Source organism: Candidatus Scalindua japonica, assembly GCF_002443295.1.
GTDB lineage: Bacteria > Planctomycetota > Brocadiia > Brocadiales > Scalinduaceae > Scalindua > Scalindua japonica.
In genome coordinates this window covers 97,093-112,980 of the sequence record NZ_BAOS01000027.1, presented here as the reverse complement: position 1 = coordinate 112,980, position 15,888 = coordinate 97,093, and the positions used below count along the sequence as shown (strand labels likewise).

Genomic DNA, 15,888 nt, shown 5'->3' with positions numbered 1-15,888 from the left:
ACTGAAATTTATTCAGGTACTGCTTTTAGACGGTTATAGACTGAAATTTCTCTTTCCGATTCTTTTATCTTCCACTTCGCTCGATAGATTATACCAAGGGCAAAGTGGGCATCCGGATTATCCGGATTTATTTCTATTGCCTTCCTCAGTTTGTAGATAGCATTTTCCATGTCACCTTTTTTCGCGTAAGCTATGCCAAGATTATAGTGCGCGATACCGTAATCGGATTTCATTTCAATCGCGTGTTTGTACTGATAGATAGCTTCGTCGATCTTATTCTTAAAATCATACGCAATACCAAGATTGTTATACGCCTTTGAGTATGTTGGGTCCAGCTTGACAGCAGTCTTCCACTCCGCAATAGCGCTATCCAGATCACCCAGATGGCGATAAATGAGGCCTAAATTATAGTGGGCTTTTTTATGATTGGGATTTAGCTCAATCGTTCTGGCAAGTTCTGCGACCGCTTCCTCAGGCATATCCTTTTCAATATAAATTGATCCCAGGTGGTAGTGCGCATCAGCATAGTCATCTTTTATTTTAGTCGCCTGTTTAAGGGAGATTATCGCCATATCAGCCAGCCCTTTTAAATAATACGCAACTCCAAGATTATTATGTGCCTTATAATGTTTTGGATTTACTTCTATCGCCTTTTTCCAAGCGACTATCGCGTCATCCAATAATCCCTTTTCACTATACGCATTGCCCAGAAGGAAGCAAAGAATAGCGCTGTCAGAGCAGCGTTCTATACCTTTTTTCAATACATTTATGGCATCTTCGATAAGGCCCTTTTTCAGAAACGTAAAGCCTGAATTATAATATGCTTCAGCATAATCCGGCTTTATCTCTATCGCTTTATTGTAAGCCGCAAGTGCTTCATCGGGTAGTCCATTCCTGTATTGGGCCACTCCCAGGTTAACGTATGCTTTCGCGTGAAGAGGATCAATTTTTAATACCTCCTGGAACTCCTCAATGGATTGGCTGAATTTGTTTTTTTCCATATAGATAATGCCAAGGTTATAACGGGCTTTTATATGGTCCGGCTTTAATGCAAATACTTTTTGCAGTGCGGTAATCGCCTCATTTAGCATTCCTGCCTTATAATAAGCGATGCCAAGGTTGTAACGTACGTTTACGTCCTTCGGATTAATGGCCCCTATATTCTCATACGTAATTATAGCATTCTCATAATCACCTTTTTCATGAAGTGTTAATGCCAGGCTGTTTAATACCTTGATGTCTTCCGGGTCAATTTCCAATGCTTTATTAAATGCAGATTCCGCACTATCCAGCATTCCCTTCTTTCTATAAGCAATTCCCAGGTTATAATGTGCTTCCAGAAAACCTGGCGTCAGAGCTATTGCCTTCTCAAGTTTAGCGATAGCATCATCAAATCTGCTTTGTTCAAGATAGACGGTCCCAAGGTTGTAATATGTTTCCGCGTGGTCAGGATTTATCTCAATAGCTTTTGCATAACTTGTGATAGCATTGTCCGGTTGTCCCTTTTTGCTATAAATCATTCCCAGATTATTTAGCGCCTGATGATAATCCGGCCTGATTTCAATCGCCCTTTTATACGCGGCAATTGCGTCATCTGTTAACTCTTTTTTGTTATAAAGAAAACCCAGATTGTATTCTGCCCTGGCGTTGGTTTTGTCAACCTTAAGTAGCTTTTTGAATATATCAATTGCATTATCAATATTCCCCTGGCTGGTATAGATAGTGCCCAGATAAAAATATGCATTTTTATAGCTCTGATCAAGTTCCATGGTTTTGCTGAACGCGTCTATCGCCTCAGATTCCATTCCCTTATCATGATAGGCTAATCCAAGAAAATAATGGGCCTCAATATTTGATGGCTCTTTTTCTAATACCTTTTTCAATTCATCAATTGATCTGCTTAAATCACTTGTTGCCTCTTCCGTTGCTGACACAAAATTAGCGTGATTTATAATCAAAATAGAAATTATTATGAGAAAAAGGTGTTTCATCCTGGGCATATATTTTCTCCTGTCCATGTTGTTTTTGATTCGCTTATTTATTTAATTTACAACTTTTCTTCAATCTGTTTACCGGCGTCCTCATCAACATGCTTCTCCGGCAGGGCAGTACTTATCTCTGGTTCAGAGATAGTTGCCGGTAGTTCCGGTTTACTGTTGATAATTCGATTAAGTATACTATAGTCAATTTCCGCTTCTGACGGATGTTGGAAAGGCTCCGGAATATTTGGCATAGCGACCTCTCCGTTAGATTTGTTCAATTGTACCACAAAACGGGACGTAGCTATCCCGGCCCTGTCTATTTTTAATCCTTCACTATCTGCAATCTCCAATTTATAATTCTCGGTTTCCTCCGGAATGTAAAAAGAGTGCATTTCCCCTTTCCGCACGGGTGTAGCGATAGAGCTTCGCTTGTTTATCGGTAGAGTAATAGGGCGTCCCAACAAAACCCGCTCCGGCATTTCAAATGATGATTCAATGGTATCATTCTCTGTTTTTGATTTAGCAAATTCACCGGGCATCACATGTTTCAGCCTTTCTGCCAAGAGTTTCTCCGGAATATTCTTGTCTTCACCAATCAGTTTTTTTACCAGTAAATCACCGACAAGAAGCTCTTTGAAGGTGTATTCCTTATGTTTGCCTCTTTGTAAACTGAAGTTTGCAAAGATAAGCATAATGGCTATTAATATGGATAGTATTGTAATAATTTTACCGGAAGATTCCGGTATGACGATTTTCAGAATCTGCAGAAAAATGACAAATAATAACGCAGCACTACCGACCTCAATAAGCCCGGCTTGTGAATTCCCCCTGAATGTGATGCCGACAAGCACAACTGTCGTTACAAAAAAAGCGATACAGACATACACCATCACCTTATTAAACCTTCCGCGAAAAGTTATTGAATTATCTGTTTCTCCTTTATCAGGCTTTCCGATTATGGACTTGGAAAATTTCATATAAATTTGTAATTAATGACAGTAATACTTTGCAAGTGTTATCATAGCACCACTATTTTTTTAAACAAGCGAAATTGTTTCTCTCACTGGTCTTTGAATGTAATTACATAATCTGTTATTAGAGATGGATGAATGCCTATAATTATTTGATCGAAAGGCATTATTTCACCACTGCCTATACTGACGATCGAAAATTCTGTTTCAAGTATTATACCACTCTCCTCTCCTATAACTTTCAGAACAAATAGAGCGCTCGAGAAATCTTTCCTTGAATTATTCTGTATCTCACCCTTAATGGAAGTTGAAGAGCCGAATGCGGTAAATGTAACATTTCTTAAATAAAAATCATTGCCGATCGCCTCAAACCCTTTATCTTGCTCCGGAGCGGTCTCTGCCATTTCAACTGTTTTTTGTTCGGCTGGCAGGTTACGCTCTTCTTTAACATTGGTGTCTGTCCCTTTTGTCATTTTTTTTTCTTCATTCTGCACCTCTTTTTCTTCTCTATAAGTAGTGAGCTCCATATCGTTAAATAAAATGACATGTCGTGCAATGCGTTTGCTATCAACTCCAATGATAAATTCGGCAAATTCATTTGTACATCCAATATTCAAATTTGTTGTAATACTGTCAATGCTTTTTAACAAGTTATCATTTTCATCATAAAGTTGTATCTTAAAGATGGCAACCGTGTAATCACTGTCAGATCTGTTTATTATTTTACCGCTTATCATTGTGGTTGGACCGGTATAATCCAAATGGATATTTTCTATAAAAATACCGCTCTCTTGCCCAGGATGTTTTTCTGAACGCTTAGGGGTGTCACTCCTTTCAATAGCCGGTTTTTCCGTTCTGCTTTCTGTCTCATTTAATGTTATTACCTTTTCTTCCTGGCCGGTTGCCGCTGTCACCCGCTCCCTGTTCACCTTACCGTGTGGGTCCTCTCCCTCGGCCGCTTTTTCCATTGCTGATAGCATCTCTTCCTGTCTTTTCAACCTCTCATTGATTTTATTGATAACTGCCGCCTGTTTTTCTATTAGCTGCATCAAGGTTTCTAACGGTTTTTGAGAAACATGATATATCTTTTCAATGGTAGAGACACTGACTTCCATATCCTCAAATTTCTTCTCCATGTCTGATGTTTTCTTATTTAATACATCTATTGTCCCTTTAAACGACTTTGCTAAATTATCTGTCTCCTGGATTGATCCGATTTTTTCTACCTTATCTATCCTTTCATTCATGGTTTTGGTAATTTTTTTCAGGTCGTCAATGATTTTACTATTGAATTCCTGCTGTAGATCTTTCTCTATTTTTAAGGCACTCTCGATCCTGGCAAGTTTTCTGTTTACTTTGTAAAAAAGCGGGTCCCACATCAACTGCGGGGGTTTATTGCCTTCGGGGCTTTCCTGTTCCTCCGCAATGCTACTAATGCAAAACAGAAAAATACAGAGTAAACTAAATAAAAATGTTTTTTTGATAAGTAATATCCTCCATGAATTAATAGGTGTAATCACCCTGTCGCACACACCAACGATTCGTATATGATTTCCATCATGTTATTCAATTGGGAAATGTTAATACTTAATGGAGGCATAATTACCAGGACATTGTTTAATGGCCTGATAATTAAACCTCGTTTCCTTGCTTCAAGGCAGACCTTAATACCTGTTTTCTCTTCCCACGAATATGGCTCCTTTGTCTCCCTGTTTTTAACCAATTCGACACCGGCAATCAGCCCACATTGCCGCACGTCGCCTACGGACTTGACTTGCTTCAATTGTTCAAGCTTTTCCTGTAAACCTCTTATCTTTGGAACAAGCCCACCTAAGACATTTTCTTTTTCAAATATATTAATATTCGCAAGAGCGGCTGCACATGCTAACGGGTTACCGGTATATGTATGGCCATGGAAAAAAGTTTTCTGTTCACTATGTTTACCGAGAAACGCATTATAAATTTCGTCTGTAGTCAGAGTGGCAGCCAGAGGCATATAGCCACCATTTAAACCTTTGGAGACAGTTAATATATCGGGTGTCACCTCTTCATGTTCACACGCGAACATTTTTCCTGTACGCCCAAAACCGACCAGTACCTCATCCGCAATAAGAAGAGTATTATACCTTTTACATAAATCTTTCACACCGGACAGATAGCCATCCGGGTGGACAATCATGCCTCCAGCACCTTGCACAAGCGGTTCCATAACCATTGCTGCCAATGTATCTGAATTTTGTGATAATACCTCTTCCAGTTTCTCTAAACATTCAAGCGAGCATGACGTTTTGTCTTTACCATATGGACACCTGTAACAATACGGTGATGGCGCGATGAATGATTTAAGCAAAAGAGGTTTGAAGACGGAATGAAATATATCTATACCACTAACACCTACCGCACCAAGGGAATCACCGTGATATCCATATTGCAAAGTTGCATAGTTTATCTTCTCTTTATAACCTTTGTACTGCCAATATTGAAATGCCATTTTTATTGCTATTTCAATCGCGTTGGAGCCATTATCAGAATAAAATACTTTGTTTAACCCTTCCGGTGTTATCTCCACCAGCCGTTTTGCCAATTTTACCGAAGGTATATTTGACATACCCAGCAATGTTGTATGAGCGACTTTATCAAGCTGGTCTTTTATAGCATTGTCAATCTCTTCCCGTCTATGGCCATGTATGTTACACCACATGGAAGATATGCCGTCTATATACTCTTTGCCGTTAATATCTCTTAAAATAACCCCTTTACCATCCACGATAATTAACGGTTCTTCCCTGGCAAAATCCCTCATCTGTGTAAAAGGATGCCACAGGTACTTTTTGTCCCAGTTTTCCACCTGTTCTTTGGATATATCTTCGTACGTCTGTTTACGCATAACAGTATGTTACCTTAAATTGGGGCTTCTATCTATTAGCCGTTGATAATATTGTGCTTAGACTGTTTTAAGTAGCACTGTTCTAAATGTTTGAGCTACAGACCATATAGTTGTATATGGCTCACGTTCCCTACCCGGCCAAAGTCATTCGGACATTAAATGGGTTTAGGAGGGATTTTAATTTCCTCTCCCCTGTAACCATCTTCCCGCATAGAAGGATCCAATACCAAGCCCAACACACATAATTTCCAGGTTCATGGAATGCTTAACAATGCCAAGATAAAGGCCTTCTACCAATAAGAGCATGCCTAAGAGTTGCAAAAATCTTGCAATTAACACCAACTCGTTTCCTTTCTAATATAAATTGAGAGATTTGTGCTACAGCTTTTTAGCGGTAGGTGGGCAATGCTCTCCCTACTCCCGGCTTCTCAACTTGGATAGGAGATGGAGGATTTCAATGTATAGCCAGACAAGAGTGATCATAAGTCCCAGTGCAGCCCTCCATTCCATAAATTTGGGGGCCCCCTGCTCCACTCCATGTTCAATAAAGTCAAAATCAAGGACCAGATTAAGGGCCGCAATAACAACAATGAAACCACTAACACCAATTCCAATAATACCGTTGCCATGAAGGAATGGGACACTCATTCCAAAAAAACCAAGGATAAAGCTCATCATGTACATCAGGAAAATTCCACCCGTTGCTGCCGTGACGCCAAGCTTAAAATTTTCAGTTGCCCTAATTAATCCGGATTTATAAGCAAACAAAAGTGCAAATAAAGTTCCAAAAGTAAGCCCTACAGCCTGGAGCACTATTCCCGGGAAACGTGCTTCCATAAAAGAAGAAATTCCGCCTAAAAATAATCCTTCCAATAAAGCATAAATCGGCGCTACTATTGGTGCTGTCGTTGGTTTGAAGATCGCTACCATTGCGGCAATGAAACCTCCAATTGCTCCTCCCATTATATACAATGAAATTTGAGGTGCTTCGTAAATGAAAAATTGACGCCATACCCACATCGCGGACAACAATGCAAGAAACAGCAATATACCAGTCTTGTTAACTGTTCCTTGAAGCGTCATCAAATTATCTTTCAGCGAAAAGCCTCTAACTTGAGAAAAAGTATTTTTGTTTAAAGCCGGATTTGCTGTCCTCGCTATCATTTTTAACCACCTTTCTGATTCTTTACAGATATTTAGTTAATTATTGTGAATGTTCTCAAATACTCTCAGCGACTTCTATTGCCCTTAGTAATCCCCTTGCCTTATTAAGAGTTTCCTGATATTCCATCTCAGGGACCGAGTCCGCGACGATACCCGCACCGGCTTGTATATACGCATCTTTACTGTTTTTCAAGACAATGGTCCTTATGGTAATACATGTGTTTATATCTCCGGAAAAGGTTATATAGCCTACAGCGCCGCCGTATGGGCCACGTCGAGTTTGTTCTAATTCATCTATTATCTCCATCGCCCTCACTTTCGGGGCTCCTGATAAGGTACCTGCTGGCAGACAGGCCCTTAAACCGTCAAAGGCGTTTTTATCATTCCTTAATTTACCTCTGACACTAGATGTGATATGCATTACGTGCGAGTATTTCTCTATTACCATTTTTTCGTCAATAGAAACGCTATCGTATTTTGAAACGCTTCCAACATCATTCCTCCCTAAATCAAGAAGCATGATGTGTTCGGCAAGCTCTTTAGGGTCTGATAATAATTCCCTGGCTAACAGCCCATCTTCTTCTTCTGTACGCCCGCGTCTTCTAGTCCCCGCTATTGGCCTTACATTAATACTTCCGTCTTCCACTTTTACCATGACTTCTGGAGAGGAACCAATTAACTCTAAATCTTTCATCTTTACATAAAACATATATGGAGAGGGATTGATTACCCTTAATGTGCGATAAATATTAACAGGATTAGCACTAATCTGCGTTTGAAGGCGTTGAGAAAGGACCGCCTGTATTATATCTCCCGCACAAATATACTCTTTACAGGTTTCAACGGCCTGGAGAAAATCAGGTTTCGTAATATTCGATGAAAATTTTAAGTTAAGATCACCTTTTTCTCTAATATCATCGCTCAAAGTCATTACAGGAGTACGGAGTTTATCAATAACACTATCTATTTTGTCAACTGCCTCTTGATAAACATCTTTAAGGTCTCTTTCGTCGAGATAAGCCGCACAAACTACTTTTATCGTTTTATTTAAGTGGTCAAATACAATAATTACATCATAGAACATAAAGTACATATCCGGCAGATCTAAGTCGTCGGTTGTTGTATCAGGCAGATTTTCAATATAGCGTACAGAGTCATAGGAAGCGTATCCTACTGCGCCACCAAAAAAGTCCGGTAATCCGTTTATGTGTACAGGAAAGAACTTACTAATCTGTTGTTCCAGCACCTTAAATGGATCTTTGGTTTCTATACGCGTAATCTCTTTATTGTTAAATATTTCTACGTTAACGCCTTTACATTTGAACCCTGAAAATGGATTACTGCCTATTAGTGAATATCTTGCTATTTTTTCTCCACCATCCGCACTTTCCAGAAGAAATGCGTAATCTGCATCTGAAACCTTCTGAAATGCGGACACAGGAGTCAGGGTATCCGCAAACAGTTGGCGGTATACAGGTATTACATTCCCTTTCTTAGACAGATCCTTGAATTCACTGAATATCGGGTAATATTGTGTTTTCATAACTTGTAAATTTCGCTTGACTTTAAGTTTTTTTAACATAAAATTAACTGCTTGACTCCGCCTATCTTTTAGTCGGACAAGTAAATAATATCGGTTAATAATCCCAATGTCAAGGTAAGATACTTGCTTAAATATATATATTAGATTATCTTAAGAATGTGGAAGAGGAAAAAGAAAAAACAACAGGTAGTTGAAACGGCGGAAGAAACCCCCGCTTTAAAAGAGGAAGAGATAGTTGAAGCCACAACCGAAGAACCATCCTCTTCAGAAGGAGAACTGGCGGTTAGCGTAGCGACAGAAGATGCTTCGCCTGTGATAGAAGAAAATAAGGATGATGCGGTAGCTGAAAAAACTACACCTCCAGAAGAAAAAGCAGCGGAAGAGGTTCCGCCTGCAGAAAAGGAAGAAGAAGTTAGTGTTGGAACAGGGGAAACTCTTGAGAAAGGAGAAGTTATATCTTCCGGAGTTTTCATTTTTGGGCAAAAGATCGAAAGCAAGTTTAAGAAGTTTTTAACAGCTATCTTTTCCATTTTTCTTTTGCCCCCTGCCATAGTATTCGGGCTTTTAATAGTAACAGTAGTTGTGCTGATTGCCTTTCCTTTGATTTCAATTGTTTTACCGATAACGTTGCTATCTTTATGTATACTCTTCATATTACTTCCCGTTGTGCTACCTTTCATTACCGTTGTCTCCCTTATTACAGGAAAAGGAAAAGTACAATTTGGCTTGAAGAATAAAAAATTTGCGATTAAGGTGCTTGGCATAACCATACCTCCCTATATGGGTCGTTAGCGTATGTATAAAAACAACTTATAATTATATTAAGTATAAAATTTTATAATCATAGAGATTCGAAATGGAAAAAAGCTTTAACCCAAAAGGAGTTAAAAAAAAGACGCCGATTGTTTCTAAGAAAATGATATTTTTCGTTATTGTGCCTATTGCATTGGTCGTTTTACTGGTTGTAGGTGGCAGAAAGTTGACATGGAAGGAGATACAGGCTGACGAAGTTGCAGTGATTATCAATAACATTACCGGCCATATTAAAGCTATAGATCGCGCCGGCGCTGTAATCTACTATCCATTTATTCAGGATCTCTATATTCTTGATAAACAAGAGCAGAAAGAGCCTATGACTTCATCGAATATATCTGAAGATTTCCCTCAGGGTAACCCTATTATACTTAAGACACGTGATGGTGGTGACGTAAGTATTGACTTGATTATACAGTATAAATTACTTTCGAATCTGGCAAATAAGATTGTTCAAGATACCGGTATTGGTGAGGAATTTAAAGAGAAGTGGATATGGGATTATGCAAGAACTATTTGTAGGTATGAATTTGGAGAACTGTCTATAAGTGAATTTCCCGATTCAGTAAAGAGAATGGAAAAGATAAAGACATCTGAAAAAGAACTTAACAAATTATTGAATCCGCATGGAATATTTGTAACTTCTTTGACTTTTATCGATTATCGATATTACAGGGAATACGCGGAGAAGATCCACGAAAGAAGGCTTGCAGACAAAGAAGTAGAAGAGCAGGTACAGAGAGCATCTGCTGCCGAAAAGAACCAGGACAGGGTCGTTACTGAAGAAACCAAGAAACTCGATGTGGCAATATCAAGGTTCAGGGGTACACTGCATCAGATGGAAATAGACGCGAGAGCTGAGGCGGACAAAATAAAGGATGCCGGCAGAGCATACCTTATCAAGGCGTTTCTTGATGCGGATGCGGATTATGATAGACTGGAAAAAGAAGCGGCATCAATACTTGCGGTGAAGAAGGCAGAAGCTGAGGGTATTTACGCCCTTAAAAAGGCACTCGAGGGTGCTGGCGGCCGCAATCTCGTTAAAATGGAGTATGCCAGAAGATTGCGCAAGGCGACGATAATAGGAACACCGGTTTTAAAGGCGTCTGAAGAAATACCTCAACTTATAAGGGAAAAACAACTATGGCAATCTGGCGACGTGCGGAATCCTGAGGTAAAGAAAGAAAGTACGCCTTCTGGCAATAAAAAAAATACGGCGCCACATGGTAAGCCATCAGAACACGAAGCCTCTTCAGGTGGTCATGGTGGACAAGGCAAGCCTTCAGGACACGGGCACTAACAATATAATATATCCAGTTTTGAGTAATTATATTTTGTGTTTATCGGGGTTTTTTGTAATAGATAGAATATAATAGTATCAGGAGAATGAATTAATGATAAAGTTTCTGGCCAAATTTTTTGCAAAATTTTTCGTACCCATAGTAATCATCATGGCTATCATAATCATTGTTGTTGGTGTAAGGTTTATGATAATCAGAGTACAGATTGATCAGATAGGGGTAAAAACAACAATATGGGGTATCAGGAGGGGTGTTGTACAGAAGGACTTCAAGCCGGGTTGGCATAAGTTTATCCGGCAGATTGAATCATGGGATCTATATGATGGTACTGTACAGACACTTAATCTGACACGGGAAGCACGTAATGCGAAAGGCCAGATGGAATCGAGGGAAATACGTATACGAACTGCAGATGACTATGACGTTACTGTTGATATAATAGTGAAATATCAAATAATGAAAGGTAGGGCAAACAAGATTCGTCAGGAAATAGGCCCGGGTGACAGATACAAAATATTTGTAGAAAATGAAGCAAAAGATGTTGCCAGAAGTGTTTTAGGAAAGATGACGGAAAAGAACCTCTATAACCCCGATGAGAAGCGTAGAAGGGCTGAAGAAGCGAAGATCCTACTTTCAAGCCAGCTTGAATCACGTCACGTCAAGGTTATTGATTGGCTTATACTCGACATGAGATTTGATGCACAACTAGAGAGAAAGATTAAAAATGTTAAGCTTGCTGAGTTAGATGAGTTGTTGAATATAGCGAAAGAAAGGGCTGTTGAAAAGAGAGGTATTACTCAATCAATCGATGCAACTACCGAAGCGCTCGCACAGAAAATTCAATCAGATAAGGATGGTCAAATAGTAACCCTGAAAGCGCAAATGGATGTAAAGGTTACCGAGATCGTTTCCAGCGCGAACAAGTTCATGATAGAACAGAAGGCGGAGGGAGACCATTACATGCATGTGAGACATGCGGCAGGAGAACTGCTGGTTGACAGGGCAAAGGCTGAGGGTGAAAGGCTAAGGAGGGTGGCGATGACGGGCCTGGGCGGAGATTTAATCGTTGCGCTCGAGGCGGCCAGGAATATAAATCTGGACAATGTAGTAGTGTCGACTCAGGACATGGATCTTCTTAATGTAGACGAAATGATTATTAAATTAGGGGCAGGTGTAGAGAGAGACTTGCCGATCATATTGGAACTTGAAGATTCACCGGGGTCACTCAAACTGTCGGATGACTTGCCTGAGGTATTGAGAGACCGGGGGGGACACGGAGGAGGCCATGACGGTGGACATGGAAAAGAAGAACACGAAAAGCCTTTGAAACACCGTGATTCCGCTCCTTATCATCAAACAGACAAAGAACAGGACCACGGAGCTTCTTTATTAGAAGAACATGGACATGAATCAGATACTCATCACAGTCACGAAGCATCTGGCGAGACACGTCATGATACTACTCATGAAGACTTGGAACCTTCATCTATGACTCAGTCGTTTCCTGTTTCTCAATAAGAACTTTTAAACGTTACTTCATACCTGTCTATGTCAACGGGCTGGATGCCGGTAATGATCTCTTCAAAGGCTTTTGAATCTCCTTTATTAATATTTCTTACTGAGAAATCCAGACTGGTAAGCATTCCGTAAGATTTACTAAATACTTTCAAAACGAAAGAAGCGTTGTAAAAGTCGTTCTCCGAATTGTTCTTTATATTTCCTTTCACTGTTGTTGAAGACCCAAAGCCTTCAAATGAAACATTGCCAACATAAAACCCATTGCCTGTGCCTTCAAAGCCTTCCAATTTCTCAGGAGCCTGTTTGGCCTTTTTATCAAAAATCAAGTCTTCCAGATTATCTGGCATTCTCTCTGTTGGTTCAACACGGGCAACTGCAGTTTCTAAATTAATAATTTTAATTGTACTCTCTCCTGTCTCGGAAACGAGTGGCATCCGGGCAGAAAAAACAGAGTACTTGCTTATTGCTCCGGAGTTGACACCAACGATTATTTCTTCAAAAGACTTGGTTATACCCTTATTAAAACCATAGACGGAAAATCGATGCTCCCCCAAAGGGAGACTTTCTTTATCAAAAGTTTGAATTTTAACATCCATCATCCCATAGTCCCTGTCAGACTTATTCACAATTTTCCCTTTTATCTGAGACGAGGAACCAAATGGTTCAAATTTTATATTTTTTACAAATAGTCCTTCTCCTATGTCTATAAGGTCTGTTTTTTTTGCATGTGCTTTCGGTTCTTCGTGATGCGCGGCTGGGGCAGAAACATGCTTCTGCGTTTTAGGTATTTCATGGTGTGGTTCTGAAGCGACTGCATGCGCATCTCCGGGTTTCTTTTGGTGAGTATCTGGAGCAGCATGAGTATCAGCCCCTGATTCCACATGATGGTCGCTTGAGTCAGCAAGGGGTTCGCCCTTAGTGCTTCCATGGTGAGTGTCTGGCTCTGAAGAATGTTTCCCCGTTTCAGTTTTTAACTCTTTCTTTTGAACAACTACATACCCGGTTTCGAGTTTATTTAATCTGGTATTCATCTCTTCAATACTCTTTAAATAGGTTTCATCGGGTGATGTTTGTTTCTGTAGTGTTTCTTTCATAGAGATGATTATATTTTCCTGATCTTTCAGCTTTTCACCCAGGTTGTCAATAATTCTTTTCTGTTCATCTAGAGCCTGCACCAGCATGTCTAATGGTTTATTTGCCGTCTTATACATCCTTTCAAGTACAGCAGTTTTAACTTCCTGGTCCTCTAATCTTTTCGCCAAGTTGGAAAACCTTTTTTTAAAAACATTCAATGTCCCTTCAAATGATTTTACGATCTCTTTTACCCCCTCCAGCGAACTCATATTCGCAACTCTGTCAACTTTCTTATCCATGTCGCTTAATAGATTTTCTATATTAGCCAAACCCTGGTTAAGTTCTGCTGTTTGTTTTTCGCTGGCAGCTTTATCACTTTCCAGACTAGAGATTCTGTTATTCAATTCGTCAATTTGTCCAACCCAGTCACCTAAAGATTGTTGAAATTTTGCCATATCCTTTAAGATATCTGCAAAGCCAACAGTAACAGAACAAAAGAATGTTAATGTAAAAATAGATATTATAATAAGCAGTTTCTTCATATACATTTCTCCAATCAGGAAAGCATCCTTTTTAATTTGTAAGGATGATAAAATTACTATTAAATTAAATATACACCAATGTATTTTATGGCGCAAACAAAAATGGGCGTGTTGAACGTATCAGCAGAAGGTCTTTATTTTATCTTGTTAATTGTGTTCCACCTGTCTGGGTTACCCTTGAGATTATTAATTATTTTTGCCATATAAGTCTTCATCTGAAATCTGGGTTGCCAATTTAATGTTTGTTTGGCTTTTTCAATATTAAATTGATATTTTTTGTCTGTCAATTTTAACATCCACGGTTTAAAAAAATATCTTTTTCCTGTTAATAAATAAAAATTACTAACAATAATTATACAAAACCACACAATCCATATTGGGAGATGTATTAAATTTAAATGTTTTCCATAAATCTCACGGGATATAAGGTCGCAAAGCTCATTATTTGAGAGAAGGTATTCTTCAGACAAAATCATTATCGAACCGGAAGGTATTTCTTGGGCCATTAACATCGATTTCTCAAAGGCGTCGAGTACATCTTCAATATGCACGTAAGATATACCGCCATCTCCCCTTCCCGGCAGAATTCTATAACCAAAACTTCTATTCCAGATAAAAACAATTTGGTTGGCAAGCGGTATAGATCTGCAATCCTGAGAATATACTCCCGAAAGTCTGAAGATTGTCGATTGTATCTTTTCCCTGTATTCAGAAACTATTTTTTCTCCTGAAATTTTTGAATTTCCATAATGCATGAATGTACTTAAATTTGAACCTTCATTTAGTTTCTCATTACCTATAACAGGTTTAAACACGACCGTGCTACTCGTAAAAATAAAGTTTTTCACATTGAAATGTATTAAATTGTCCAGTAAGTACCTGGTCCCGTTTTCATTAGTTTCATGATACCGCCTGTTTTCTTTGTTTGACATGTCATAATATGCTGCCAGATGAAACACATAATCGATTTTTCCTGAAATCTTTGCTTTTATTTCATTGAAAAATTCACCAAGACATCTCTTGTCTGAAATATCAACTTTATACCATAACACATTGCTATCTCGATTGTTATATAGTTTTTTGTCAAGGCCAACAATGTAATATTTATTACGCAGTCGAGCAATCAATGCTGTTCCAATAAAACCACTGGCACCTGTGATTAATACCGTTTGTCTGGTCATTTTGATAATAGGATTGACATATTATAAAACATGATATATTATCTGATTTATTCAGAAATAGAAGATCAATAACAAGAAAAAGGGGGGAATGTTCTTCCTGATGAGAAGAGTTTTCGGATAAATAAAAAAGAAGAGATTTGGTTCCGCGGCTTTTTTAGCAGGTAGCTTTACCTTTGGTGTACTGATCGTTTTTTTGCCAATTTCTTTTGCCTCCTGATTTGAGTTTTAGATAAATTTCCCTTGTTATTGATTATTCCGTATCTAACTTTTGCCTATATCAGAAGAGAAAAAGCCACCAAATACAACACTTTTAAGACGGCAAAAAGGGCGATCTCTGTGACGAGAAAGCCCTTCTGCCGTCGGGCGACGAGGGGGAAAGGAGTAAGACCCCCGTCAGGTGAGTACGGCAAAGCCCGATTACGCTGTGACAGCACACGGGAGGGTGAGGCTTGAAGTAACGGAGATGAAGGCTCCGGCCACATTTACCCCCGTACTCATCTAGTTTCTTTTCTGTAAAAAATACCGTACTGGAAAATTACTAATTTTTTATTTTTTATTATCTTTTCCTCCCAATATCATCTTATTGTATAGTTTGAATTTTTTAACTTCACTTTTGAGTGCCCTGCTCAATACCATCAGTGCGACTTCGCTATCCGATCTTCTCCTATAATACGGAGAGTCTTCTGCTTTTCTTAACTCCTGAATCATCTCTTTGATGTTTTCGTCCCTTTTTTCGTTATAATATATCTGTAAACAGTTACTCATGTCTTGCCTTTCGTAAAATCGATTAAATCTATTCAAGTTACATCAAATTACTTTAAATCTATTCGCATTGTCTAACAGACGTGGCGTCGGTTGTCAAGAAAAAAAATACAATATTTTGTATGTTTATTAATTATATTTACAATATAT

At 38.9% G+C, this 15,888-nt stretch carries 13 protein-coding genes; 3 read left to right on the top strand and 10 right to left on the bottom strand.

The window, feature by feature from the left end:
- Positions 1-8: 8 nt before the first annotated feature.
- The 7 genes from SCALIN_RS13960 to trpE form a co-directional block, all read right to left on the bottom strand.
- A complete protein-coding gene (locus SCALIN_RS13960) occupies positions 9-2,000 on the bottom strand; it encodes a tetratricopeptide repeat protein (protein ID WP_162532324.1) in 1,992 nt (663 codons plus the stop codon).
- A 47-nt stretch (positions 2,001-2,047) separates the two neighbouring features.
- Positions 2,048-2,959 (bottom strand): hypothetical protein, encoded by a 912-nt coding sequence (locus SCALIN_RS13955; protein ID WP_096895077.1) that lies wholly within the window; start codon positions 2,957-2,959, stop codon positions 2,048-2,050.
- Between the two features lie 83 nt (positions 2,960-3,042).
- On the bottom strand, positions 3,043-4,473 hold the full coding sequence (locus tag SCALIN_RS13950) for a hypothetical protein (RefSeq protein WP_096895076.1): 1,431 nt from the start codon (positions 4,471-4,473) through the stop codon (positions 3,043-3,045).
- A complete protein-coding gene (gene bioA, locus SCALIN_RS13945; protein WP_096895075.1) occupies positions 4,470-5,840 on the bottom strand; it encodes an adenosylmethionine--8-amino-7-oxononanoate transaminase in 1,371 nt (456 codons plus the stop codon). Before bioA ends, SCALIN_RS13950 begins: the two co-directional genes overlap by 4 nt.
- A gap of 177 nt (positions 5,841-6,017) precedes the next feature.
- Positions 6,018-6,179 carry a hypothetical protein gene (locus SCALIN_RS22295; RefSeq protein ID WP_162532323.1) on the bottom strand — a complete coding sequence of 54 codons (162 nt, stop codon included), beginning with the start codon at positions 6,177-6,179 and terminating at the stop codon, positions 6,018-6,020.
- A 75-nt stretch (positions 6,180-6,254) separates the two neighbouring features.
- Positions 6,255-7,004, bottom strand: a complete 750-nt coding sequence (locus SCALIN_RS13940; RefSeq protein WP_096895074.1) for a Bax inhibitor-1/YccA family protein — start codon at positions 7,002-7,004, stop codon at positions 6,255-6,257.
- 55 nt (positions 7,005-7,059) lie between these two features.
- Positions 7,060-8,586, bottom strand: a complete 1,527-nt coding sequence (gene trpE / locus SCALIN_RS13935) for an anthranilate synthase component I (RefSeq protein WP_230406627.1) — start codon at positions 8,584-8,586, stop codon at positions 7,060-7,062.
- Between the two features lie 117 nt (positions 8,587-8,703).
- Here trpE and SCALIN_RS13930 point away from each other — a divergent pair, with 117 nt between their 5' ends.
- From SCALIN_RS13930 to SCALIN_RS13920, 3 genes are all read left to right on the top strand, one after another.
- Positions 8,704-9,339: a hypothetical protein gene (locus SCALIN_RS13930; protein WP_096895073.1), complete on the top strand. Its 636-nt coding sequence runs from the start codon at positions 8,704-8,706 to the stop codon at positions 9,337-9,339.
- A 64-nt stretch (positions 9,340-9,403) separates the two neighbouring features.
- Positions 9,404-10,660 (top strand): SPFH domain-containing protein, encoded by a 1,257-nt coding sequence (locus SCALIN_RS13925; protein WP_096895072.1) that lies wholly within the window; start codon positions 9,404-9,406, stop codon positions 10,658-10,660.
- A 94-nt stretch (positions 10,661-10,754) separates the two neighbouring features.
- The gene (locus tag SCALIN_RS13920) at positions 10,755-12,179 is read left to right on the top strand and encodes an SPFH domain-containing protein (RefSeq protein ID WP_096895071.1); all 1,425 of its coding nucleotides are present in this window, start codon (positions 10,755-10,757) and stop codon (positions 12,177-12,179) included.
- On the opposite strand, the gene SCALIN_RS13915 is transcribed toward SCALIN_RS13920, so the two are convergent.
- From SCALIN_RS13915 to SCALIN_RS13905, 3 genes are all read right to left on the bottom strand, one after another.
- On the bottom strand, positions 12,173-13,795 hold the full coding sequence (locus tag SCALIN_RS13915; RefSeq protein ID WP_096895070.1) for a hypothetical protein: 1,623 nt from the start codon (positions 13,793-13,795) through the stop codon (positions 12,173-12,175). The two genes, SCALIN_RS13920 and SCALIN_RS13915, sit on opposite strands and share 7 nt — an antisense overlap.
- Before the next feature lie 134 nt (positions 13,796-13,929).
- A complete protein-coding gene (locus SCALIN_RS13910; protein ID WP_096895069.1) occupies positions 13,930-14,976 on the bottom strand; it encodes an NAD-dependent epimerase/dehydratase family protein in 1,047 nt (348 codons plus the stop codon).
- A gap of 546 nt (positions 14,977-15,522) precedes the next feature.
- A complete protein-coding gene (locus SCALIN_RS13905) occupies positions 15,523-15,741 on the bottom strand; it encodes a hypothetical protein (protein ID WP_096895068.1) in 219 nt (72 codons plus the stop codon).
- Positions 15,742-15,888: the final 147 nt, after the last annotated feature.

Bases quoted from the DNA above. Each gene is read 5' to 3' on its own strand.
- SCALIN_RS13930 (WP_096895073.1), top strand. From the start codon at position 8,704: ATGTGGAAGAGGAAAAAGAAAAAACAACAGGTAGTTGAAACGGCGGAA.
- bioA (WP_096895075.1), bottom strand. From the start codon at position 5,840: ATGCGTAAACAGACGTACGAAGATATATCCAAAGAACAGGTGGAAAAC.
- SCALIN_RS13915 (WP_096895070.1), bottom strand. From the start codon at position 13,795: ATGAAGAAACTGCTTATTATAATATCTATTTTTACATTAACATTCTTT.
- SCALIN_RS13955 (WP_096895077.1), bottom strand. From the start codon at position 2,959: ATGAAATTTTCCAAGTCCATAATCGGAAAGCCTGATAAAGGAGAAACA.
- SCALIN_RS13920 (WP_096895071.1), top strand. From the start codon at position 10,755: ATGATAAAGTTTCTGGCCAAATTTTTTGCAAAATTTTTCGTACCCATA.
- SCALIN_RS13910 (WP_096895069.1), bottom strand. From the start codon at position 14,976: ATGACCAGACAAACGGTATTAATCACAGGTGCCAGTGGTTTTATTGGA.
- SCALIN_RS13960 (WP_162532324.1), bottom strand. From the start codon at position 2,000: ATGCCCAGGATGAAACACCTTTTTCTCATAATAATTTCTATTTTGATT.
- trpE (WP_230406627.1), bottom strand. From the start codon at position 8,586: ATGTTAAAAAAACTTAAAGTCAAGCGAAATTTACAAGTTATGAAAACA.
- SCALIN_RS13940 (WP_096895074.1), bottom strand. From the start codon at position 7,004: ATGATAGCGAGGACAGCAAATCCGGCTTTAAACAAAAATACTTTTTCT.
- SCALIN_RS13905 (WP_096895068.1), bottom strand. From the start codon at position 15,741: ATGAGTAACTGTTTACAGATATATTATAACGAAAAAAGGGACGAAAAC.
- SCALIN_RS13925 (WP_096895072.1), top strand. From the start codon at position 9,404: ATGGAAAAAAGCTTTAACCCAAAAGGAGTTAAAAAAAAGACGCCGATT.